15 protein-coding genes and 5 pseudogenes are annotated in these 23279 nt (G+C 68.3%); 13 read left to right on the top strand and 7 right to left on the bottom strand.

The genetic code is table 11. The features are described from left to right. The first annotated feature begins 99 nt into the window (after positions 1-99). From uvrA to NVV57_12360, 11 genes and pseudogenes are all read left to right on the top strand, one after another. Positions 100-2941 (top strand): annotated as a pseudogene (uvrA, locus tag NVV57_12410) (excinuclease ABC subunit UvrA). A gap of 36 nt (positions 2942-2977) precedes the next feature. Continuing rightward, positions 2978-4873, top strand: a complete 1896-nt coding sequence (gene uvrC, locus NVV57_12405; GenBank protein ID MCR6713426.1) for an excinuclease ABC subunit UvrC — start codon at positions 2978-2980, stop codon at positions 4871-4873. A 95-nt stretch (positions 4874-4968) separates the two neighbouring features. Beyond that, positions 4969-5785: pseudogene (gene rapZ / locus NVV57_12400) on the top strand (RNase adapter RapZ). Continuing rightward, positions 5785-6737 (top strand): annotated as a pseudogene (gene yvcK / locus NVV57_12395) (uridine diphosphate-N-acetylglucosamine-binding protein YvcK). Before rapZ ends, yvcK begins: the two co-directional pseudogenes overlap by 1 nt. A 16-nt stretch (positions 6738-6753) precedes the next feature. Further along, a pseudogene (gene whiA / locus NVV57_12390) lies at positions 6754-7733 on the top strand (DNA-binding protein WhiA). A 155-nt stretch (positions 7734-7888) separates the two neighbouring features. Next, positions 7889-8893 (top strand): type I glyceraldehyde-3-phosphate dehydrogenase, encoded by a 1005-nt coding sequence (gap, locus tag NVV57_12385; GenBank protein MCR6713425.1) that lies wholly within the window; start codon positions 7889-7891, stop codon positions 8891-8893. 116 nt (positions 8894-9009) lie between these two features. Further along, positions 9010-10158 (top strand): phosphoglycerate kinase, encoded by a 1149-nt coding sequence (locus NVV57_12380; protein MCR6713424.1) that lies wholly within the window; start codon positions 9010-9012, stop codon positions 10156-10158. Positions 10159-10161: 3 nt separating this feature from the next. Then, positions 10162-10953, top strand: coding sequence for a triose-phosphate isomerase (gene tpiA / locus NVV57_12375; GenBank protein MCR6713423.1), 792 nt, complete (start codon positions 10162-10164; stop codon positions 10951-10953). A gap of 79 nt (positions 10954-11032) precedes the next feature. Further along, the gene (gene secG / locus NVV57_12370) at positions 11033-11275 is read left to right on the top strand and encodes a preprotein translocase subunit SecG (GenBank protein ID MCR6713422.1); all 243 of its coding nucleotides are present in this window, start codon (positions 11033-11035) and stop codon (positions 11273-11275) included. Positions 11276-11313: 38 nt separating this feature from the next. Beyond that, positions 11314-11676: an RNA polymerase-binding protein RbpA gene (locus NVV57_12365; GenBank protein MCR6713421.1), complete on the top strand. Its 363-nt coding sequence runs from the start codon at positions 11314-11316 to the stop codon at positions 11674-11676. Positions 11677-11697: 21 nt separating this feature from the next. Then, on the top strand, positions 11698-11994 hold the full coding sequence (locus NVV57_12360) for an Rdx family protein (protein MCR6713420.1): 297 nt from the start codon (positions 11698-11700) through the stop codon (positions 11992-11994). Position 11995: 1 nt separating this feature from the next. On the opposite strand, the gene NVV57_12355 is transcribed toward NVV57_12360, so the two are convergent. The 6 genes and pseudogenes from NVV57_12355 to tkt form a co-directional block, all read right to left on the bottom strand. Next, the gene (locus NVV57_12355; protein MCR6713419.1) at positions 11996-12757 is read right to left on the bottom strand and encodes a methyltransferase domain-containing protein; all 762 of its coding nucleotides are present in this window, start codon (positions 12755-12757) and stop codon (positions 11996-11998) included. Between the two features lie 6 nt (positions 12758-12763). Then, positions 12764-13480, bottom strand: coding sequence for a 6-phosphogluconolactonase (gene pgl / locus NVV57_12350; protein MCR6713418.1), 717 nt, complete (start codon positions 13478-13480; stop codon positions 12764-12766). Next, on the bottom strand, positions 13480-14388 hold the full coding sequence (locus NVV57_12345) for a glucose-6-phosphate dehydrogenase assembly protein OpcA (GenBank protein MCR6713417.1): 909 nt from the start codon (positions 14386-14388) through the stop codon (positions 13480-13482). The genes pgl and NVV57_12345 overlap by 1 nt, the downstream gene beginning before the upstream one ends. Further along, on the bottom strand, positions 14385-15902 hold the full coding sequence (zwf, locus tag NVV57_12340) for a glucose-6-phosphate dehydrogenase (GenBank protein ID MCR6713416.1): 1518 nt from the start codon (positions 15900-15902) through the stop codon (positions 14385-14387). Before zwf ends, NVV57_12345 begins: the two co-directional genes overlap by 4 nt. A 3-nt stretch (positions 15903-15905) precedes the next feature. Continuing rightward, positions 15906-17503 (bottom strand): annotated as a pseudogene (locus tag NVV57_12335) (glucose-6-phosphate isomerase). Between the two features lie 26 nt (positions 17504-17529). After that, positions 17530-19590 carry a transketolase gene (gene tkt, locus NVV57_12330; protein ID MCR6713415.1) on the bottom strand — a complete coding sequence of 687 codons (2061 nt, stop codon included), beginning with the start codon at positions 19588-19590 and terminating at the stop codon, positions 17530-17532. Between the two features lie 216 nt (positions 19591-19806). Between tkt and NVV57_12325 the strand changes: the two genes are divergently transcribed. Both NVV57_12325 and NVV57_12320 read left to right on the top strand, forming a co-directional pair. Further along, the gene (locus NVV57_12325; GenBank protein ID MCR6713414.1) at positions 19807-20736 is read left to right on the top strand and encodes a heme o synthase; all 930 of its coding nucleotides are present in this window, start codon (positions 19807-19809) and stop codon (positions 20734-20736) included. An 18-nt stretch (positions 20737-20754) separates the two neighbouring features. Beyond that, the gene (locus tag NVV57_12320; GenBank protein MCR6713413.1) at positions 20755-21735 is read left to right on the top strand and encodes a site-specific tyrosine recombinase XerD; all 981 of its coding nucleotides are present in this window, start codon (positions 20755-20757) and stop codon (positions 21733-21735) included. 8 nt (positions 21736-21743) lie between these two features. Here the strand turns inward: NVV57_12320 and NVV57_12315 are convergent, their stop codons facing one another. Then, positions 21744-23087 carry an HNH endonuclease gene (locus NVV57_12315; GenBank protein MCR6713412.1) on the bottom strand — a complete coding sequence of 448 codons (1344 nt, stop codon included), beginning with the start codon at positions 23085-23087 and terminating at the stop codon, positions 21744-21746. Positions 23088-23279 lie beyond the last annotated feature (192 nt).

Genomic DNA, 23279 nt, shown 5'->3' with positions numbered 1-23279 from the left:
CTCAACTAGGTAACATCTGCCCCTTCCGTCACCAAGACCCTTGGGAATCAACCGCGATTCGAACATGCGTTCGAACGGATTTCCACGTAGCATGGCCGTGTGAATGACCGGCTGATCGTGCGCGGCGCGCGCGAGCACAACCTCAAGGGCATCGACCTCGACCTTCCCAGGGACGCGCTGATCGTGTTCAGCGGCCTCAGCGGGTCAGGGAAGTCATCGCTCGCCTTCGACACCATCTTCGCGGAGGGGCAGCGCCGCTACGTCGAGTCGCTGAGCGCGTACGCGCGCCAGTTCCTAGGCCAGATGGACAAGCCGGATGTGGACTTCATCGAGGGGCTGTCGCCCGCGGTGTCGATCGACCAGAAGTCCACGAACCGCAATCCGCGCTCCACCGTCGGCACCATCACCGAGGTCTACGACTACCTGCGCCTGCTGTACGCGCGCGTCGGCACCCAGCATTGCCCGGTGTGCGGCGAGGAGATCCGCTCGCAGACCCCGCAGCAGATCGTGGACTCCGTGCTCGCGATGCCGGAGGGCACCCGGTATCAGGTGCTCGCCCCTGTGGTGAGGGGCCGCAAGGGCGAATACCAGGACCTCTTCGAAGACCTTCAGAGCCAGGGCTTCGCCCGCGCGCGCGTTGACGGCGAGACGGTCCAACTCAGCGAGCCGCCGCAGCTCGAGAAGAAGCTCAAGCATGACGTGGAGGTCGTGGTCGACCGCCTCGTCGCGAGGGACGGCATCCGTCAGCGGCTCACGGACTCGGTGGAGACCGCGCTGCGCATCGCGGACGGCCTCGTCATCATCGACCCCGTTGACGGTGACTCGCCCGCCCGACGCTACAGCGAGAAGCGTGCGTGCCCCAACGACCATGTGCTCACCTTGGAAGAGATGGAGCCGCGCACCTTCTCGTTCAACGCCCCCTATGGTGCGTGCCCGGAATGCACGGGCATCGGCGTGAAGCTTGAGGTGGACCCTGATCTCGTGGTCCCCGATCCCGATCTGAGCCTCGCGCAGGGGGCGGTGGCACCGTGGGCGAGCGTCTCGTCCGACTACTTCGGCCGCACCCTCGAGGCCCTGTCGCACGAGGTTGGCTTCGACATGCAAGCCCCGTGGCACACGCTGGGCGACGACGCGAAGAAGGCCGTGCTGTACGGCAACAACTATCAGGTGCACGTGCGCTTCAAGAACCGCTACGGTCGCGAGCGGCAGTACACCACGGGCTTCGAGGGCGCCATCACGTGGCTCGAGCGCCTCCACGGTCAGACGGAGTCGGACTGGACCCGCGAGAAGTACGAGGCCTACATGCGGGAGATCCCGTGTCCCGTGTGCGAGGGGACGCGGCTCAAGCCGGAGGTGCTCGCGGTCACCGTTGGAGGCAAGTCGATCGCCGAGGTGTGCAACCTCTCGATACGGAACGCGCGCGAGTTCCTCGAGAATGCCGAGCTCGACGAGCGCGGACGGCAGATCGCCGTGCAGGTTCTCAAGGAGATCGACGCGCGCCTAGGCTTCCTGCTCGACGTTGGCCTCGACTACCTGACCATGTCGCGCGCGGCCGCAACGCTGAGCGGCGGCGAGGCGCAGCGCATCCGCCTCGCCACGCAGATCGGCTCGGGACTGGTGGGTGTCTTGTACGTGCTCGACGAGCCGAGCATCGGCCTGCATCAGCGCGACAACCGCCGACTCATCGAGACGCTCACCCGCCTTCGGGACCTGGGGAACACCCTCATCGTCGTCGAGCACGACGAGGACACGATCCGCACCGCCGACTGGGTGGTCGACATCGGCCCCGGGGCGGGCGAGCACGGGGGAGAGGTGGTTCACTCGGGCACCGTGGACGCGCTCCTCACGAACGATCGCTCGCTGACGGGCCAATACGTCTCTGGAAAGCGCGAGATCCCGCTCCCGGACGTCCGCAGGCCCATCGATGACGGCAAGACGCTCACCGTGGTGGGTGCGCGCGAGCACAACCTGCAGGACATCGACGTCCAGTTCCCGCTCGGGGTGCTGACCGCGGTGACTGGCGTCTCGGGATCCGGGAAGTCGACGCTCGTCAACACGATCCTGTACACCTCGCTTGCGAACACGCTGAACGGAGCGCGTCAGGTGCCAGGCCGTCACTCGCGCATCACCGGCACCGAGCACCTCGACAAGATCGTCCACGTGGACCAGGGGCCGATCGGCCGCACCCCGCGCTCGAACCCCGCGACCTACACGGGAGTGTGGGATCGGGTCCGGAAGCTGTTCTCCGAGACCACCGAGGCCAAGGTGCGCGGGTACGGGCCCGGCCGCTTCTCCTTCAACGTCAAAGGCGGTCGGTGCGAGGCCTGCTCTGGGGACGGCACGCTCAAGATCGAGATGAACTTCCTCCCCGACGTGTACGTGCCGTGCGAGGTGTGCAAGGGCGCCCGTTACAACCGCGAGACGCTCGAGGTGCATTTCAAGGGCAAGAACGTGGCGGACGTGCTCAACATGCCCATCTCGGAGGCCGCCGAGTTCTTCGAGGCGATTCCGGCGATCTCGAGGCATCTCAGCACTCTCGTTGACGTGGGCCTCGGCTACGTTCGACTTGGCCAACCCGCGCCGACTCTCTCTCGGTGGCGAGGCGCAGCGCGTGAAGCTCGCATCCGAGCTGCAGCGTAGGTCAACGGGGCGCACCATCTACGTGCTCGACGAGCCGACGACCGGACTGCACTTCGAGGACGTGCGCAAGCTCCTCGGCGTGCTCCAGGGGCTCGTTGACAAGGGCAACACGGTGATCGTGATCGAGCACAACCTGGACGTCATCAAGTCTGCAGACTGGGTTGTGGACATGGGCCCAGAGGGCGGCAACGGCGGTGGTCTCGTGATCGCCGAGGGCACCCCGGAGGACGTGGCCGCCAACTCGGCGAGCCACACGGGTCGTTTCCTCGCGGAGCTGCTCGCCACGAGCGCGGCGGCGTGACGGTTGCGCGTCGTATCCCGCGCGTAGGCTGAAAGCGTGACGAACCCGGCCGACTACCTTCCCAAGCCGGGGACCATTCCCACGAGCGCCGGCGTGTACAGGTTCCGCGACCCGTCGGGCCGTGTGGTGTACGTGGGCAAGGCGGTGAACCTGCGCCAGCGGCTGCAGAACTACTTCCAGCCGCTTGCCTCGCTGCACCCCCGCACGCGCCTCATGGTGACAACCGCGGCGTCCGTCGAGTGGACCGTCGTGCGCAACGAGGTCGAGGCGCTGATCCTCGAACACACCTGGATCAAGCGGTACGACCCGCGCTTCAACGTCGTGTTCAAGGACGACAAGTCGTACCCGTATCTCGCGGTGACGATGAACGAGGAGTTCCCGCGCATGCTCGTGATGCGGGGAGAGCGCAAGCCCGGGGTCCGCTACTTCGGACCGTACGCGCGCGCGTGGGCGATCCGCGACACGGTGGACACGCTGATTGGCGCGCTGCCAATGAGGACCTGCTCGCCCGCGACGTTCAAGAAGGCGGAGCGGCAGGGCCGCCCGTGCCTGCTCGGGTATATCGGCAAGTGCGCCGCCCCGTGTGTTGGCCGCATCAGCCCCGAGGATCACCGGAAGCTCGCGGAGCGGGTGTGCGAGGTTCTCGCCGGCGATGCCAAGGGCATCATCAGGGACGTCACCGAGCAGATGACAGCCGCCGCCGAGCGCGAGGACTTTGAGGCTGCGGCCCGTGCGCGCGACCGCCTCACGGCGCTCCGGTCGGTGCTGGAACGCAATGCCGTGGTGCTGAGCGCGGGCAGCGATGTCGACGTCTTCTCCGTGGTCGATGAAGATCTCGAGGCGGCCGCGCACGTCTTCGTCGTCCGCGACGGTCGCATCGCGGGGCAGCGCGGATGGGTCGTCGACAAGCCGGATCCGCTGAGCACAGCCGAACTCACCGAGCAGCTGCTGCAGGAGGCGTACGGCGACGCAGATGTCGCCGACATTCCCACCGAGATCATCGTCCCCGTCGCGGTCCCGCCCGGTGTTGGGGAGTGGTTGAGCGGCGTCCGAGGCGCGCGCGTGGAAATCCGTCCGGCCCAGCGCGGCAAGAAGGCGGAGCTCGCGGCCCTTGGACGGCGGAACGCGCAGGAGGTGCTGCAGCAGCATCGGATGCGCCGTGCGTCGGACCTCACGGCACGTTCGGCGGCCCTTCAGGAGCTCCAGGACAACCTTGGGCTGCACGAGGCGCCCCTGCGCATCGAGTGCTACGACATCTCGCACACGTCCGGGACCAACCAGGTGGGCTCGATGGTGGTGTTCGAGGACGCGCTCCCCAAGAAGGCCCACTACAGGCAGTTCTCGATTCCCGACGGCGCGGACGACCTTGCGGCAATGGGAGAGGTGATCCGGAGGCGCTTCAGGAGATACCTCGAGGAGTCCGCGCTCCCGCTGGAAGAGCGCGAGTCCGCGAAGTTCGCCTATCCACCCCAGTTGATCGTCATCGATGGCGCGCTGCCTCAGGCGAACGCGGCTCAGAGAGTGCTCGATGAGCTGGGCATCACGGGCGTGAGCGTCGTGGGTCTCGCGAAGCGGCTCGAAGAGGTGTGGGTGCCGGGCCAGGAGTTCCCCATCATCCTGCCCCGCGGATCGGAGGCGCTGTTCCTGCTGCAGCGGGTGCGCGACGAGGCGCACCGCTTCGCGATCTCGAAGCACCGCAAGAAGCGGACCAAGGCCATGAAGGCGTCCGCCGTGGACGAGATCCCCGGCGTGGGCGTGACTCGCGCGAAGGCCTTGATCACGCACTTCGGCTCGCTGGCCCAGGTGAAGGCCGCATCCGTAGAGCAGCTCGCGCTGGTGCCGGGAATCGGGGCGGGCACGGCGCGCAGCATCCATTCGGCGCTACACGGCGGTGCCGCCAATGACGCGGCACCTGGCATGCTGGACACATGACGGACGAAGTGCCCCCTGAGACGTTCCCCTCGGGCATTCCGCGCCCAGAGTTCGACGCCCCGGAGGCCGCCTCGGAGGTCGTCATCGTGACCGGGATGTCGGGTGCCGGACGCACGCGAGCGGCGGCGGCGCTGGCGGATCATGGCTGGTACGTGGTCGACAACATTCCTCCTCAGATGCTTGGCGGGCTCGTCGCGATGGTGGGCAGCAGCCCGGACGATCGCCTCGCCGCCGTGGTCGACGTCCGCGCGCGGGAACTGTTCGGCGACATCGAGGCGGTCATCGATGACCTCGAGTCCAGGGGCGTGCCGGTGCGCCTGATGTTCCTCGACGCGTCGGACGACACCCTCGTGCACCGCTTCGAGGAGGCCCGGCGGCCACACCCCTGCAGAAGGACGGCACGATCCTCGAGGGCATCATGCGCGAGCGCGAGCTCCTCGCCGCGGTGCGCGAACGAGCAGACACCGTCATCGACACGAGCGCGCTTAACGTCCACGAGCTGCGGGACGTCGTGACGGCCGAGGTGGGCGCGGAGGACACCCCGCTCACGGTCAACATCGTGACATTCGGGTTCAAGAACGGGCTGCCGCGGACGCGGACTTCGTCGCGGACGTGCGCTTCCTTCACAATCCGCACTGGGTGCCCCAATTGCGCCCGCTCACGGGTCTTGACCCCGAGGTCCGCGACTACGTCCTCGCCTCCGAGGGCGCGGCGGCGTTCGTCGAGGACTACGCACAACTCCTCGCCAACGTGCTCAGTCACTATCGCGCGCACGACAAGCATTCGGTGACGATCGGCGTCGGCTGCACGGGCGGCAAGCACAGGTCGGTCGCGATCGCCGAGGCCCTTGCGGAACGCCTTCGCAGGCATGGCATGCCCGTGCGGGTGACCCACCGCGACCGGGAGCGCTGATGCCGCTGCCGCACGTCGTTGCGCTCGGGGGAGGCCACGGTCTCTACACGAGCCTGCGGGCCCTCCGGCCCGTGTCGGAGTCGCTCACCGCCATCGTGACCGTCGCGGACGACGGCGGCTCCTCTGGTCGGCTGCGCCACGAGTTCGGCGTGGTGCCTCCTGGCGACCTGCGGATGGCGCTGAGCGCGCTCTGCGAGGACACCGAGTGGGGAACGACCTGGCGCGACGTGCTGCAGTACCGATTCGCCTCGGAGGGCGACCTCGACGGCCACGCGGTGGGAAACCTGCTGATCACCGCACTGTGGGAGCACACTGGAGACGTGGTCGGCGGGCTCGACTGGGTTGCCCGGCTGCTCCGCGCGGACGGCAGGGTGCTCCTCTCTCGGATGAGCCGATCCAGATCAGCGCGGTCGTTGACGGGTCCGACGGCCCGGCCACGGTGCACGGTCAAGTGGCGGTGGCGTCGGCCGACGGCCGCATAGCAGGGCTCTCGATCGCCCCGGAGGCGCCGCACGTGCCGCTGGCGACCCTCGAGGCGATCGCTTCCGCGGACGTCGTGGTGCTCGGTCCGGGCAGCTGGTACACGTCCGTGCTCACACACTTTCTTGTGCCCGACGTTCACCAGGCTCTCGTGACGGCGTCGCCGAGGGCGGTGCTCACCCTCAATATCTCGGATGAGGACATCGAGACGCGCGGCATGCATCGCGCCGATGAGGTTGAGGCGCTGCGCAGGCTCGCGCCGGGTTTCAGGCCCGCAGTGGTGCTTGCCGACGCCGCGGAGGCCGCGGACGGTCGCCTTGCCCAGGCAGTGGGCGAGTGGGGCTCCCGCCTGGTCGTCGCACCGCTCACCGCGCGCGACGCGATCGACAGGCACGACGAGGCTGAGCTCTCGCGGCAATACGCCAGGGCCTTCGCTCTGGTTCCGGTCAGCGGCAACCGGGTCGCGGGATGAGTGGCAGGATATCCGCATGGCGCTGACCGCACAGGTGAAGGACGAACTTGCCCGCGTGGCCGTCGAGAAGGTTTCAGCCCGAAAGGCGGAGGTGGCTACGACCCTCCGCTTCGCCGGCGGATTGCACATCGTCTCCGGCCGCATCGTCATCGAGGCGGAACTGGACACCGCCGCAGGGGCGCGCCGCCTCAGAAGCTTCATCCAGGAGTGCTTCAACCTCGGATCCGACATCATCGTGGTCTCCGGCGGCCTCAAGAAGGGCAACCGCTACCTCGTCCGGGTGGTCAAGGAGGGCGAGTCGCTTGCGCGTCAGACGGGCCTGCTGGACCACAGGGGCCGCCCCGTTCGCGGGCTGCCGCCGCAGGTGGTTGGGGGAGCGATCGACGACACGATCGGCGCCTGGCGAGGGGCGTTCATCGCCCACGGCTCGCTCACCGAGCCCGGACGCTCATCCGCTCTCGAGGTGACGTCCCCCGGTCCCGAGGCCGCTCTGGCCCTCGTCGGCGCCGCGCGGCGCCTTGGCGTCTCGGCGAAGTCGCGCGAGGTGCGCGGAGTCGACCGCGTGGTGATCCGCGACGGCGATGCGATCGCACAGCTGCTCACGCGCCTCGGCGCCCACGACTCGGTGATCGAGTGGGAGGAGAAGCGCACGAGGCGAGAGGTGCGCGGAACCGCCAACCGCCTTGCCAACTTCGACGATGCAAACCTGCGCCGCTCCGCGCGAGCCGCGGTGGCAGCGTCGGCCCGTGTGCAGCGTGCGTTCGACATCCTCGGCGACGAGGTGCCTGACCACCTTCGCGAGGCGGGGAGCTGCGCCTCGCGCACAAGGAGGCCTCGCTCGAGGAGCTCGGCAAGTACGCGGAGACGCCCCTCACCAAGGACGCGGTCGCAGGGCGCATCAGGAGGCTCCTCGCGACGGCGGACAAGCGCGCGGAGGAGCTCGGCATTCCCGACACCGAGGCGTTCCTCACAGCCGACATGCTGGTCGAGGAATAGCCCTTAACCGGGACTAATGTCGCGCCGTACGGCGTTCGGCTAGGTAGTAGGCTTCAAGCAGTGGCCCGCCTTGGCGGAGTCCCCCAGCGCACGCCGAGGTGCGCAAGCATCCAACACCAACCGTGTCAGAAGTGGCACGAGTCGAGGAGACAAAAGTGACCATCAAGGTCGGTATTAACGGCTTTGGCCGCATCGGACGCAACTTCTTCCGCGCGATCATCGCGGAGGGCGCAGACATCGAGATCGTCGGCGTGAACGACCTCACGGACAACAAGACGCTTGCACACCTGCTCAAGTACGACACCGTGCTGGGCCGCTTCCCCAAGGAAGTCACGTACGACGACGAGAACATCTACGTCGACGGCAAGGCGATCCGCGCTCTCGAGGAGCGCGACCCCGCCAACCTGCCCTGGGCGGAGCTTGGTGCGGACATCGTCATCGAGTCCACGGGCTTCTTCACCGATGGGTTGAAGGCCAAGGCGCACATCGACGCCGGCGCCAAGAAGGTCATCATCTCGGCCCCTGCGAGCAACGACGACGGCACGTTCGTCGTGGGCGTGAACCACACGGACTACGACCCCGCGACGCAGCACATCATCTCGAACGCCTCGTGCACCACCAACTGCCTCGCCCCCGTGGCCAAGGCCCTCAACGACGCGATCGGCATCGAGCGCGGCCTCATGACCACCATTCACGCCTACACGGGTGACCAGAACCTCCAGGACGGCCCGCACCGCGACCTTCGCCGTGCACGCGCCGCCGCCCAGAACATCGTTCCCACCTCGACCGGCGCGGCGAAGGCCGTGGCGCTCGTGCTGCCGGAGCTGAAGGGCAAGCTGGACGGCTTCGCGCTCCGCGTTCCCACCATCACCGGCTCGGCCACGGACCTCACGTTCACGGCCTCGCGCGAGGTGACGGTCGAGGAGGTCAACGCCGCGGTCAAGGCCGCCGCAGAGGGCCCGCTCAAGGGCACGCTGGAGTACGTCGAGGACGAGATCGTGTCCTCCGACATCATCACGAACCCCCACCAGTCGATCTTCGACTCCAAGCTCACGAAGGTGAGCGGCGACCTCGTCAAGATCATCGCCTGGTACGACAACGAGTGGGGTTACTCGACGAGCCTCGTGAAGCTGACGGAATACGTCGGCGAGCGTCTCTAAACAGGACTAAATGGGCACGGCCGCGCACGCTTGACGTGTGCGGCCGTGTTCATGTCAGGACAGGAACTCATCATGCTCAAGACCATTGACTCGCTCGGCGATCTCGCCGCAAGAAGGTGCTCGTGCGCTCGGACCTCAACGTCCCGCTCGATGGCACCACGATCACCGACGACGGCCGCGTTCGCGCCTCGGTACCCACGATTCAGAAGCTGCTCGACGCCGGGGCATCGGTCATCGTGACCGCTCACCTTGGGCGTCCGGCAGGGGCCCCGGAGGCGAAGTACTCGTTGGCCCCGGCTGCGGCACGGCTGTCCGAGCTGCTCGGCAAGCCCGTGACGCTCGCCGACGACCTGGTTGGGGAATCTGCCGCGGCGACCGTTGCGGCGCTCCAGCCCGGCGACGTCGCGATGCTCGAGAATGTGCGCTTCGATGCTCGCGAGACGAGCAAGGTCGACGCCGAGCGCGAGGCTCTCGCCGCCGAGCTCGCCGCGTTCGCCGACGCGTTCGTCTCCGACGGGTTCGGCGTGGTGCACCGCAAGCAGGCTTCGGTCTACGACGTGGCGACGCTGCTGCCCGCGGCAGCCGGCCTGCTGGTCCAGAAGGAGGTCGAGTCGCTCAGCAAGGCGGTGTCCGACCCCGAGCGCCCGTATGCGGTGGTGCTCGGTGGCTCCAAGGTCTCGGACAAGCTTGGCGTCATCGCCAACCTGCTCACGAAGGCCGACCGCCTGCTCATCGGCGGTGGCATGGTGTTCACGTTCCTCAAGGCCAAGGGCTTTGAGGTGGGCGCATCGCTGCTCGAGGAGGACCAGCTGGAGACCGTTAGGGGCTACCTCGCAACCGCCGAACAGACGGGCGTGGAGATCGTGCTGCCGACGGACATCGTCGCCGCTGCGGGCTTTGCGGCGGATGCGGACGCCGTGGTGGTCTCCGCCGACGCGATCCCCGCGGACCGAATGGGCCTCGACATCGGCCCTGAGTCCGCCGCGCTGTTCGCGTCCAAGATCCTCGACGCCAAGACGATCGTCTGGAACGGCCCCATGGGCGTGTTCGAGTTCCCCGCCTTCGCAGAGGGCACCAAGGCCGTGGCGCAGGCCATGATCGACTCCGACGGGTTCTCCGTGGTCGGCGGCGGGGACTCCGCCGCCGCCGTGCGCCTGCTCGGCTTCGACGAGGACAGGTTCGGCCACATCTCTACGGGCGGCGGAGCGTCGCTCGAACTGCTCGAAGGCAAGGTCCTTCCGGGCCTGGAAGTACTGGAGGCCTGATCCATGGCACGCACCCCCCTCATCGCGGGCAACTGGAAGCTCAACCTCGATCACCTTGAGGCCACGCACACCGTGCAGAAGCTCGCATGGCTGCTGCAGGACGCGAAGCACAGCTTCGGCGACGTCGAGGTCGTCGTGCTCCCGTCGTTCACCTCTATCCGCTCGGTTCAGACGCTCGTCGACGCCGACAAGCTCGAGGTCAAGGTCGGCGCGCAGGACATCTCAGCGCAGACCGCTGGTGCGTTCACGGGCGAGGTCTCCGGCGCTCAGCTGGCGAAGCTCAACGTCTCGTACGTGACAGTGGGCCACTCGGAGCGGCGCGACTATCACGGCGAGACCGACGCCGTGGTCGGCGCCAAGGTGAAGGCCGCCTTCGACCACGGCATCACGCCCATCCTCTGCATCGGCGAGGGTCTCGACGTCCGCAAGGCCGGGAACCAGGTCGAATACACGCTCGCCCAGCTCGACGGCGCTCTTGAAGGGCTCCCGGCGGAGCGCGCCAAGCAGATCGTCGTCGCCTACGAGCCCGTGTGGGCGATCGGCACCGGCGAGGTGGCGACTCCGGCAGACGCGCAGGAGGTCTGTGGCGCCATCCGCGGCCGGCTCGCGGAGCTTTACGACCGCGAGGTCGCCGACTCGGTTCGCGTGCTGTACGGCGGATCGGTGAAGTCCGGCAACATCGCCGCGATCATGGCCGAGGCGGACGTGGACGGCGTTCTCGTCGGCGGCGCGAGCCTCGATCCTGAGGAATTCGCGAAGATTGCCCGATTCCGGGACCACGCCGTAGGGCTCTAGGGGGAGTGCCGTGGCGCCGCGCACTTAAGCTGTGCGCGGCGCAAGGTATCCTTGAAGCCGTTCCAAGCAAGGGAGAACCGTGGATCTACTCGAGAACGTCCTGTGGGTGCTGCTCGCCATTACGAGCGTGCTCCTCATCGGACTCGTGCTCATCCACCGCGGCCGTGGCGGCGGCATCACCGACATGTTCGGTGGCGGGCTCGCGTCCGGCATCCAGTCGTCGGCGGTTGGCGAGCGCAACCTCACGCGGATCACGTGGGGCGTCGCCATCTTCTGGGGACTCGTCGTAGTCCTGCTCGGGCTGATCGCGCGATTCTCGTAACCGTCAACAAGCGGTTCTAGCAAGACTGAGGAGTTGCCGTGGCAGGTGGCAGTGCGATTCGTGGCTCGCGCGTAGGCGCGGGCCCCATGGGGGAGGACGAGCGGGGCGAATCCGCTCCGCGCCAAGTGGTCTCGTACTACTGCGCGAGGGGGCACGTAACGAGCCCCAGCTTCGCGATTGGCGAGGACTCCGAGATCCCCGTGGAGTGGGACTGCCCCAAGTGCGGGCTGCCCGCCGGGCTCGATGCGGACAACCCGCCGGAGCCCCTCCGCAATGAGCCGTACAAGACGCATCTGGCATACGTGAAGGAGCGACGCACGGACCAGGAGGGCGAGGCCCTGCTTGACGAGGCCCTTGAGGCCCTCCGTGCGCGTCGCACCGCCGTCGTTGCCGCTGACTGAAGATCCGCTGAGAGGGACATGATGAACGTTGAGATTGAGTACTGCGTGCCGTGCGGCTACCTGCCGCGTGCTACTGACGCCCAGACCAGGCTGCTCGAGACATTCGGCAACCGCCTGGAGTCCGTGTCGCTGAAGACGGGCCGCAAGGGCGTCTTCACATTCCGCGCGAACGGCGAGACCCTCTACGAGAAGCCGGACCTGTTCAACATCGAGGCGATCATTCGCCGCATCGACGAGCTGCTGCCCCCGGTCGAGTTCCCCGAGGGCGCCGGCGTCCAGGCCGACGGCCGCGACCTGCTCGCAGGCAAGATCAGCTAGGTCACTGCGCGATCCCGTGGGCTACCCACGCGGTCGCGGCTATTGATCCGGGACCGTCGCCCAGCTCCTCGAGCGCGGCCTCGCGCAGTCGCTCGCGACGTGAGGGCTCGAGGCTTGCCACGTAGGCACCCGCGGGGCCAACGCCGAGGGTGTAGGGGTGCCACCACTGCTCGGGGTCTCCGTACGGCACCTCCACGGTGATCTCACCGCCGCTCACGGAATGCAGTCCCGTTGCCGCGAAGAGCTGCTCCAGCTGGCCCTGGCCGGCGCCCGCGAGGCCGCTCTCGTCAAGAGCGCCAGGGTCAAGCCGGCGAACAACGCTCCAGAAGAGCGAGAGCGGCGCCCTGCCGCCGGCGAAGTCCCACACGCACGCGGCGACCGTGCCCCCGGGCGCCGTCACCCTCGCCATCTCCGCGAGACCAGCCGCCGGATCGGCCATGAGGTGCACCACCAGTTGGGCGATGGTGAGGTCGAACGCACCATCGAGGAAGGGCAGCGACTCGGCCGCGTCCGCTCGCACCTCCACCCCAGGCAGCCGCTCGCGGAGCGCGGAGGACAGCGTCCCAGAAGGCTCCACGGCCACCACCGAGCCTGGCCCGAGAGCCTCGGCCAACAGCGCGGTCGCGGCTCCGGTCCCGGCCCCAACGTCAAGCACCCGCAATCCGGGGGTGAGAGTGAGTCCGCCAACGAAGCGTTCCGCGAGCGGCTCCGAGTACCGCCCCATGAACTGCCCGTAGGCGTCCGCGGCGACGTTGAAGCCCACGGCGCCCTAGGCCTCGGCGGCCGCCGTTGCGTCGATGAGCCACAAGGTCTCTACGGTCCCGCGCACGGCGCCACCAGGGAACGCTGCGTTTCCCTGCAGGCACTCGGCCACAGCGTGCGCCTTCTCCGCGCCGGCTGCGACCACCCAGACCTTCTTGGCGCGGTTGATGGTGCCGAGGCTCAGGGTGACCCGCGTGGGCGGTGGCTTCGGCGAATCGTGCACGGCGCTGATGGTCGCCGAGCCCTTTTCGAACACGGGGTGACCAGGGAAGAGCGAGGCGACGTGCCCGTCGGGGCCGAGGCCGAGCATGAGCACGTCGAATTCGGGGTTGCCGTTGTGCGCGAGCTCGTCGTGGTACGCGGCCGCGGCGGTCTCGGGGGTATCGAAGTCGCTGGTGGAGCCCATGCGGTGCACGTTGGCGTCGGAAATCGGGATGCGAGAGATCAGGGCCTCCTGAGCCTGCCCCTCGTTGCGGTCAGGATCGCCTGACGCCACGAAGCGTTCGTCGCCCCACCACAGGTGCACGGAGTCCCAGTCAACCGACTCGGCCAACGGGTTGTCTGCCACCGCCGCAAGTGTTGCGGTGCCGACCGTGCCCCCGGTGAGCACAATGTCGGCCCGTTCCTTGTGGGCGAGGACGTCGGTGACCTCAATGATCAGCCGAGCGGCCGTGGCCGTCGCAACCGTCGCCGCGTCCGGATATACGACCACCTGACGCGTCATCACACACCCGCAGCGTAGGCGGCGAGCACCTCGCCGTAGACCTCGTCGTCGTCCAAGCGCCGTAGCTCCTCGGCGAGGCACTCATTGAGCGAGCGCGCGGGAAGCGGGATGGTGTGCGAGGGCTGGTCTGGCTGCTCGATCGTTGCGTTGTGGCCATCGGGCCGGAAGATGCCGATCTCGCCGCTTGGCGTCTCGAGCACGATGTGCTGGAGGCCCTGCGCGGCGTCGTCGTACGTGGCCTCGATCTCGCAACCGAGGCGGTCTCGCAGCCACGCGCCAAGCAAGAGGATCGACGGGCTGTTCGTGTCGCCGTGGATGCGCGCCTTAGTGACGTGCTGGTCGGGCACCTGATCGAGCGCGGAGGCGAGCAGCGCGCGCCAGTTCGTGACCCGCGACCACGCGAGGTCCGTGTCGCCGGGGCGATAGCACGCGGCCAGGTCCCGCAGGGTGTCCGACGGGCTCTGCTCGCCTTTGCTGTCCGTGATGCGGCGCTGGGCGATCTTGCCGAGTCCGGTTCGCGAGGTGTCGGACGGCACGCCTGCGGGCCACCACACGACGATGGGCGTGTCGGGAAGGAGCAGGGGAGTGACGAGCGTGTCCTCGTGTTTGGCCTGCACGCCCGACGGTCGCAGCACCACCACCTCGGAGGCGCCGGCGTCGCCGCCAACGCGGATCTCGGCGTCGAGGCGGGCCTCAGGTGCGTCGCCGGGAGAGATGACGATGATGCGGCACGGGTGCTCGCGGCTCGCGACATTGGCGGTCGCGATTGCGTCCTCCGCGTCAGCGCCCGTGGCGTCGATGACGAGCGTCATGACCCGTCCCAGGGTGACGACGCCGCCCTCCTTGCGGGAGTTGACGAGAGCGTTGTTGATCTCACCCGTCGTGGTGTTGGGAAGCTCGATGATCATGGCCGCCTCCAGACGCGTCCATCGCGGGCGAGCATCGCGTCGGCGCTCGCCGGGCCCCACGTGCCGGAACGGTACTGCTCTGGCTGGCCCTGAGTGGCCCAGAACTCCGTGATGGGGTCCAGGATCTCCCAGGACAGCGCCACCTCCTCGTGCCGCGGGAACAGCGGGGGGTCGCCGAGCAGCACGTCGAGGATGAGGCGCTCATACGCCTCGGGGGACGACTCGGTGAAGGCGTTGCCGTAGGCGAAGTCCATCGTGACGTCGCGCACCTCCATCGTGGTGCCGGGAACCTTGGAGCCGAACTTGAGCGTGACGCCCTCGTCTGGCTGCACGCGGATCACGAGAGCGTTCGCGCCCACGTCCGAGCCCTCGATCTGCTGGAAGTAGGGCATGGGCACCTTCTTGAAGACCAGCGCGATCTCCGTGACGCGGCGGCCAAGGCGCTTGCCCGCGCGCAGGTAGAACGGCGCGCCCGCCCAGCGGCGGTTCGGCACGTCAAGCCTGATAGCGGCGTAGGTCTCGGTAATCGAGTCGGGGGAGATGCCGTCCTCGTCGAGGAAGCCGCCCACCTTCTCGCCGCCGCGCCAGCCCGCCGCGTACTGGCCGCGAGCGGTGCCCTCAGCCAGGTCGTCCGACAGCTTGACCTGGCGCAGCACCTTCTCTTTCTCCGCACGCAGGTCGGCGGCGTCGAACGAGGCCGGCTCCTCCATCGCGGTGAGCGCGAAGAGCTGCAGCAGGTGGTTCTGGATCACGTCGCGGGCGGTCCCGATGCCGTCGAAGTAGCCGGCGCGGGACCCGATGCCGATGTCCTCGGCCATGGTGATCTGCACGTGGTCGATGTACTGGGAGTTCCAGATGGGCTCGAACAGCTGGTTCGCGAAGCGGAGCGCGAGCAGATTCTGCACCGTCTCCTTGCCCAGGTAGTGGTCGATGCGGAACACGGAGTCCGGCGGGAACACCTCGCTGACGACGGCGTCGAGCTCGTTGGCAGAGGCCAGGTTGTGCCCGAACGGCTTCTCGATGACGACGCGCCGCCAGGTGCCCTCCTTGGGGTCGCTCAGGCCGCTGTCGCGGAGCTGGCGAATGACCTGCGGGAAGGCGGAGGGCGGGATCGAGAGGTAGAACGCGTGGTTGCCGTGCGTGCCGCGCTCCCGATCGAGGTCCTCGACGGTGCGGCGCAGTTGCGCGAAGGCCTCGGGATCGTCGAACGTTCCCTGCACAAAGCGGATGCCTTGGGAGAGCTGCTCCCAGGTCTCCTCGCGGAATGGCGTGCGCGCGTACTTCTTGACCGAGTCGTGGACCACCTCGGCGAAGTCCTGCTCGTCCCAGTCGCGCCGGGCAAAGCCGGTCAGCGCAAAGGCGGGCGGGAGCAGTCCGCGGTTCGCGAGGTCGTACACGGCCGGCATGAGCTTCTTGCGGGCAAGGTCTCCGGTCACGCCGAACATCACCAGGCCGCAGGATCCGGCGATCCGCGGGAGGCGACGATCGCGGGGATCACGCAACGGGTTGGACACGTATCACCCCTTCAGGATGGCGGCCACGGCGTCGATCTGCGCCGCGTCCGTCAGGTTGAGGCGCAGCACGGGGCGCGAGTGCTCCGCGAGCACCGCGGCGTCGCCCTGCGCCTGCGCGGCGATCAGCTGGCCGAACGTGAACGGCCTTCCGGGAATCTCGAGGTCCTCGGCGAACGTGCCGGTGACCTGCAGGAACACGCCGATCGGTGCGCCCCCTTGTGCAACTGGCCCGTCGAGTGAAGGAAGCGCGGACCCCAGCCAAACGTCGTTGGGCGCTGGGTGCGGGCGGCGATCGCGGCACGGACCGACGGGAGGGCCGGGTTGGCCTCCCGGTCCAGGTAGGCCATGACGGCTAGGTAGCCGCGCTCACCCAACTGCGCCTCCAAAGCCGCAACAGCGTCGGCCACCGTGCTGACCCCGCTGAGGTCAAGGTTATGGGCGCGAATCTCGATGCCGCCATCGACGAACAGCGGGGCCTCTGGCTCCGGGAGGGCGTCGAGCAACTTGCGTGACGCGGCCTTCGCGGACTCGACATTGGGCTGGTCGAACGGGCTGATGTCCAGCAATCGACCTGCTACTGAGGTCGCATACTCCCACAGCAGGAACTGGCCACCGAGGGTGCCGGCGACCACGATGCCGTTGTCCGGGCTGTCGACCTCCTGGTCGAGCGGCGCGAGGCGCGTGTCGAGCACGTCGGGCAGCGAGGCGTCGGGCGAGTCGACCTCCGCGGCGACGGGCAGGATGCCCTTGCCGCTCTTGCCGGTGGACTCGGCGATGAGCTGCTCGGCCCAGTCGGCGAAGCCGACCAGTCCGGAGCCCACGTCGCTGAAGACGAGCTTGTCGCGAGTGGATCCGGCCATCGCGGCGCCGAGCACGAGCGCGGGGTTGGCCTCGTTGTCCTCGGCGAAGGAGTCCGCGACGGCCGCGGCCTCGTCGAGGATCTCCTCCACGGGAACTCCCGCGAGGGCCGAGGGCACAAGGCCGAAGGCGCTCAGCACGGAGAAGCGCCCACCCACGTTTGGGTCGGCGAGGAACACGGCGCGGTAGCCGGCGTCAACGGCGGCCTTGTGCAGCGGCGAGCCGGGGTCGGTGACCACGACGATGTGCTGGCGGGGATCGAGCCCCGACTGCTCGAAGGCGAACTCGAAGGCCCTGCGCTGGGAGTCGGTCTCGACGGTGCCCCCGGACTTCGACGACACCACAAGTATCGTGGACTCGAGGTCGCCGTCGAGGGCGTCGCGCACCTGATCGGGATCGGTGGAGTCGAGGGTCACGAGCGGCGCGTCGTAGGTGGCACAGATGACCTCAGGGCCGAGCGAAGAGCCGCCCATGCCCGCGAGGACCACCCGCGTCTTGCCCTCGGCTCGCGTCGCCGCAACCAGCTCGGCGAGCTGGGGCAGGATCGAGCGGGTCGTCTGGAACAGCTCGGTCCAGCCAAGGCGAATCTTGGACTCGGCCTCCGCCTCCTCGCCCCACAGCGTGAAGTCCTTGGCGGCGATTCGGCTTGCCACAGCGTCGGCCACGAGGGCCGGGGTGTGAACGCCGACGGCCTCCGCGGCCTCTCCGGTGACGGTGACGGCGACGTGGGCGGTGTCGTCCACGCCGACCCACGTGCTCAGGAACGCGCTCACTTGCTTGCCTCCAGGCTCTCGATGGCCTTCGCGGCCACGTTCTCGGCGGTGAAGCCGAACTTCTTCATGAGGAGGGCGCCGTCCGCGCTCTCGCCGAAGTGGTCGATGGCCACGATGCGGCCAGCGTCGCCCACGAACTCGCGCCAGCCGAGCTTGGAGCCGGCCTCGACCGACACGCGCGCCTTGATGGCGCGGGGCAGCACGGACTCGCGGTAGTCGTCGTCCTGGCGCTCGAAGCGGTCAACGGACGGCATCGAGATGACGCGCGCCTTGATGCCCTTCTCGGCCAACAGGTCGCGAGCGCCGAGCGCCCACTGCACCTCGGAGCCGGTGCCGATGAGCAGCACGTCGGCCTCGTCGTCGCCGCCCGCAAGCACGTAGGCGCCCCTGGCCACGCCGTCGGCGCTGGTACCGGGCAGAACGGGGAGGTTCTGCCGGGACAGGATGAGCGCGGAGGGACGGTCGGCGGTCTCGAGAATCACCTTCCACGCGGCGGCGGTCTCATTGGCGTCCGCGGGGCGCACCACGTCGAGCCCTGGAATCGCCCGCAGGGCCGCGAGGTGCTCCACGGGCTGGTGGGTGGGGCCGTCCTCGCCAACGCCTACGGAGTCGTGCGACCACACGAACGTCGTGGGGATGCCCATCACGGCCGCGAGGCGCACGGAGCCGCGCATGTAGTCGGAGAAGACGAGGAAGGTGCCGCCATACGCGCGCGTGAGGCCGTGGAGCGTGATGCCGTTGAGGATGGCGCCCATGCCGTGCTCGCGGATGCCGAAGTGCAGCGTGCGGCCGTACCACGTGCCCTCCCACGACTTCGTGGAGCGGTGCGGGGGCAGGAAGGACAGCTCGCCCTCCATGGTGGTGTTGTTGGAGCCGGCGAGGTCGGCGGAGCCGCCCCACAGCTCCGGCAGCACGGGAGCCAGGGCCGTCAGCACCTTGCCCGACGCAGCGCGAGTGGCGATCGACGCGCCCTCCTCGAAGGTGGGGAGCACGTCCGCCCAGTTCTGGGGCAACTCGTGGTTGCGGAGGCGATTCAGCAGCGCCGCGCGCTCGGGGTTCGCCTCTTCCCAGGTGCCGAAGCGCTCCTCCCAGGCCGCGTGGGCCTCGGCGCCGCGCTCTCGCGCCTTGAGGGTGTGCTCGAGCACCTCGGGCTCGACGACGAAGTCCTTGTCCGGGTCAAAGCCGAGCGCGACCTTGGTGGCCGCCACCTCGTCGGCGCCAAGCGCTGAGCCGTGCACGCCGCCCGTGCCCTGCTTGGTGGGGGCCGGCCAGCCGATGATGGTGGACAGCGCGATGATGGACGGCTTCCCGGTCTCGGCCTTCGCGGCCTCGATCGCGTCAAAGAGCGCCTTGGGGTCCTCGCGGTAGCCCTCCGGGGTCACCCAGTCGACGCGCTGCGTGTGCCACCCGTAGGCGTCGTAGCGCTCCAGGACGTCCTCGTCGAAGGAGATCGGCGTCTCGTGCTCGATGGAGATCTTGTTGTCGTCCCAGATGACGATGAGGTTGCCCAGCTCCTGCACGCCGGCGATGGCGCTCGCCTCCGCGGAGACGCCCTCTTGCAGGTCGCCGTCGCTCACGAGCACGTAGATGAAGTGGTCGAAGACCGACGCTCCGGGTGCGGCGTCCGGGTCCAGCAGGCCGCGCTCGCGCCGGCTCGCCATGGACATGCCAACCGCGGATGCGATTCCGGAGCCCAGCGGGCCCGTAGTGATCTCCACGCCGGGGGTGTGGTGCACCTCGGGGTGGCCTGGAGTCTGCGAGCCCTCGGTGCGCAGCGACTTGATGTCGTCGAGGGTCATCGGGTACCCGGTCGCGAACAGCTGCAGATACAGCGTCAACGACGAGTGGCCGCAGCTCAGCACAAAGCGGTCGCGCCCGAGCCAGTGGGGGTCCGCCGGGTCATGCTGCATGACGTTCTGGAACAGCGTGTAGGCGGCGGGCGCGAGGGACATCGCGGTGCCCGGGTGGCCGTTGCCCACCTTCTGCACGGCATCGGCGGCGAGAATCCTCAGGGTGTCTACGGCGCGGCGGTCAACATCAGTCCAGGCGAAGGTCATGGAAAGCTCCCAATGGCAGGTTCGGGTACGCCTCCCAAGCCTAGCGAAGCGTGGGGCCTCCGTATTCCCGCAGCGGGTTCCCAGCCGCCCCTCGCGAAGGGCACGGCCCGACGCTGTGGTGAGCGGGCCGTCGGGCCTGGGTGGTGCCCTGGCTGGCTTCTTTGGCCGCGTAGAATGGTTGCCGTGCCAACCCCTTTGATCGCGCCTGAGTCCGCTATGCCGCGGGCCCACGGCTGGGCAGGGGTTCGCGGCACCGTTGGCGCCTACGTGGCGCTCACGAAGCCGCGCATCATCGAGCTGCTTCTCGTGACCACGATTCCCACGATGGTCCTGGCAGCGGACGGTTGGCCGGGCTCGTGGCTCATGCTGTGGACCCTGGTTGGCGGGGCGCTCTCCGCGGGCGGCGCGAATGCGTTCAACTCGTACCTCGACCGGGACATCGACGCGATCATGAAGCGCACCAAGCGCCGCCCGTTGGTGACCGGCGCCGTCTCGACGCGAGGCGCCCTGGTATTCGCGTGGGCGCTGTCCGTGATCTCGACGGCGTGGTTCTGGTTTGTCGTTGATTCGCCGCTGGCGGCCGTGCTTTCGGTGCTCGCGATCCTCGGCTACGTCGTGGGCTACACGATGATCCTCAAGCGCCGCACGCCGCAGAACATCGTGTGGGGCGGCGCGGCGGGCTGCATGCCCGTGCTCATCGGGTGGGCGGCGGTGACTCAGTCGCTCGCGTGGACGCCGGTGCTGCTGTTCCTCATCATCTTCTTCTGGACGCCGCCGCATTACTGGCCGCTGTCGATGAAGTTCACGGGCGATTACCGCGAGGCACACGTGCCAATGCTCCCCGTTGTCGCTACCGCGCGGCGCGTGGCGGTGGAGATGGTCGTCTACACGGTCGCGATGATCGCGACGACGCTGCTCTTGGTGCCGGTTGCGGGCATGACCTGGGTCTACCTGGCGGTCGCGGCTGGTTCTGGTGCGTGGTTCTTGGCCGGGACGGTGCGTCTGCTCTCGCGCGCGCGCCGCGGCGAGAAGAAGCTGCACGAGATGCGGCTCTTCCGGGACTCGATCACCTACCTCACGGTGGTCTTCGCCGCGATCCTTGTGGACCCCTTCCTGCCCGACGCGCTCACCGTCTGGCACTTCTAGTCCCGGCTCGCGCGCCCCATGGACCTCTCCCGGCAGCGCGACGCCTACCTTGCGCACGTGACCGTTGAGCGTGGGCTGTCCTCGAACACGATCGCAGCGTATCGGCGGGATCTAGCCCGGTATCTTGATTTCTTGAGCGCACTTGGACGCCGCTCGCTTGCCGAGGTGACGCGCGAGGACATCGCCGCGTTCTCCCAGTCACTCGGCGAGCCTCCCGTCGACGCCGATGGCAAGCCGGTGCTCGACGCCGACGGCGCCCCTCTGCCGGCCCTCGCCCCATCCTCCGCATCTCGCATCGTGGTCTCGGTGCGAGGGTTCCATCGGTTTGCGGCGCTCGAGGGATGGACTCCCGCGGACACGTCGGCCGCCGTGCGCCCCAGGGCCATCCCCAAGAAGCTCCCGCACCCCATCTCTACCGACGAGGTCACCGCAATCCTCGAGAACGCCTCGGTGGGCGACGGGCCCGTGCCTTTGCGCGACCGGGCGCTCCTGGAGTTCCTCTACGGCAGCGGCGCCCGCATCTCGGAGGCCACAGGCCTGGACGTTGACGACCTTTCGCTCTCGCCCGACGGCCCTTCCGTGCTCCTGCGCGGCAAGGGCCGCAAGGAGCGGGTGGTGCCGCTTGGCTCGTACGCAGCCGACGCGCTCCATGCCTACCTTGTGCGTGGCCGCCCGGCGTTGGCCCAAGGTGGCAAGGGAAATGCGGCGGTGTTCCTCAATACTCGCGGTGGCAGGCTTTCTCGCCAGAGCTCGTGGGCCATACTCCGCGCGGCCTCTGAGCGTGCTGGCATCCCCGATGTCTCGCCCCACACCTTGCGCCACTCCTTCGCGACGCACCTGCTGAACGGCGGCGCCGACGTCCGCGTGGTTCAGGAGCTCCTCGGCCACGCCAACGTCACCACGACGCAGATCTACACGGCCGTCACTCAGGACTCTCTGCGCGAGGTCTATGACACCGCGCACCCGCGCTCCAGAGAACCCAGGAAGCCGGCAGGCTGACGCCCCGCTCATCCCGTGGGCGTGGGGGAGCGGGTGGCGCAGGCTGGTATTCGTTCTCGCCTGGGGTCCACCGAGGCGGGTGGGATGAACCAGACCTCGCCCGCTATCACCTCGATCTCCCAGCCGAAGTCATGCAAGCGATGGTGACAGCCGGAACATAGCAGCACGCCGTTGTCGATGTCCGTGGGTCCGCCGAGTGACCAGAACTTGATGTGGTGAACGTCGCAGCGCGCCACGGGCACCCCGCAGCGGGCGCATCCGCCGTCTCGCAACGCGATCGCGAGTTTCTGCGCCGGGGTGAAGAACCTTGTGGCCCTGCCAAGGAACAGGGCGAGGCCGCCCGCTCCGGTGACCGCGGGCATGACCTGGGTGTCGAATGCGAGCTGACCGAGCAGCTCCAGGCACAGGGGACCGGCGTACCCGTGGCAGTACATCGGCCCGGTGCCGTTGACCACGTCTTCGGCGGCAGCGTGCACCACGACGGTGGTTTGTGAGGCCTTGGGCCCGTCCTGGCAGCCCATGCGATGCACCGCGAGCTCCGCGAAGGCGTCAGCGGCGAGTTGACCGGCGTCAAGCCGCTCCTCGTCGGGCACGTCGCGTTGGTTGAGCATGCCGTCGCGGGTTTGGGCTTCGATCCAGGTGCGCAAGGGGATCGCGGTGATCGGATCCAGGCACCCATGGATCCCGACCATGCCGTCATCACGGTCCCACATCCTCAGGTACCGGTCCTTGCGCATCGACTTCAATTGCCGCAGGTACCCGTCGTGGTCCACGCGCTCAAACTCGGTGCGACACATCACCCGCACCCGGCTGACCGGGCGCTTCCTGGCTCGCTCCACCAACGACCGCTCGATCTCCGGCGTGGCGCCAGCCATCAACTTGAGGGTCCCACGGATCACCGCCGCCTTCTCCACCGAGAATCCCCGCGCGACCGCTTGGGTCAGACACCCGTAGAGCGGAAGGTGATCCTCAGTGGGCGAGCCGCGCACCGGCTCCGCAGCGCCGATGATGAACCCCCCGTCCGAGCCGGAATCAGCGTCGGCCATGGCGCCGCCCAAGGTCACCAGCTGGCCCGCGGTGCCGCGCGGCACTTGAGCGACCTCGGATACGAAGGAGCCGACGTCGCTGAACCCTTTGGCGCGCGCGAACCGCTTGGTGCGGTCCTCGCCCGTGGACAGTTCGCTGATGCGTACGGTCAATGCGCTGGCGATGCTCTGCGCGGACTGCACAAGCTCGCCCACACCACGCAGCCACTCGACGGCCTCATCGCCCGTGAGCGCATGCGGGTCAACGCCCTCGAGCCCGCCGAGTCCGGCGAGCTGAGAGTGAAGCATCTGAAGCGAGATCCGCATGTCACCACTTCATCAGCGGGGTCTGACAAAAACAGTCCCTCCGGCGTCACTAAACACCAAGCGTTATCCAAACGTTGCCAAATGTGGAAAACACCCCGGTGACGCCCACCGGGGGACGCGTGTCAACACCCCAGGCAAACCACAGAAAAACCCAGCCAAGCCAGCCAAGCCAACACGAGCGTCGGGCCGGCC

Origin of the sequence: Demequina sp., assembly GCA_024707205.1 — a bacterium.
Classification (GTDB): Bacteria; Actinomycetota; Actinomycetes; order Actinomycetales; family Demequinaceae; genus Demequina.
This window is presented reverse-complemented; position numbering and strand designations above follow the sequence as displayed.

Excerpts from the sequence above, each read along its gene's own strand:
- tpiA (MCR6713423.1), top strand. The coding sequence starts at position 10,162 with ATGGCACGCACCCCCCTCATCGCGGGCAACTGGAAGCTCAACCTCGAT.
- NVV57_12360 (MCR6713420.1), top strand. The coding sequence starts at position 11,698 with ATGAACGTTGAGATTGAGTACTGCGTGCCGTGCGGCTACCTGCCGCGT.
- pgl (MCR6713418.1), bottom strand. The coding sequence starts at position 13,480 with ATGACGCGTCAGGTGGTCGTATATCCGGACGCGGCGACGGTTGCGACG.
- NVV57_12345 (MCR6713417.1), bottom strand. The coding sequence starts at position 14,388 with ATGATCATCGAGCTTCCCAACACCACGACGGGTGAGATCAACAACGCT.
- tkt (MCR6713415.1), bottom strand. The coding sequence starts at position 19,590 with ATGACCTTCGCCTGGACTGATGTTGACCGCCGCGCCGTAGACACCCTG.
- NVV57_12325 (MCR6713414.1), top strand. The coding sequence starts at position 19,807 with ATGCCGCGGGCCCACGGCTGGGCAGGGGTTCGCGGCACCGTTGGCGCC.
- NVV57_12320 (MCR6713413.1), top strand. The coding sequence starts at position 20,755 with ATGGACCTCTCCCGGCAGCGCGACGCCTACCTTGCGCACGTGACCGTT.
- NVV57_12315 (MCR6713412.1), bottom strand. The coding sequence starts at position 23,087 with ATGCGGATCTCGCTTCAGATGCTTCACTCTCAGCTCGCCGGACTCGGC.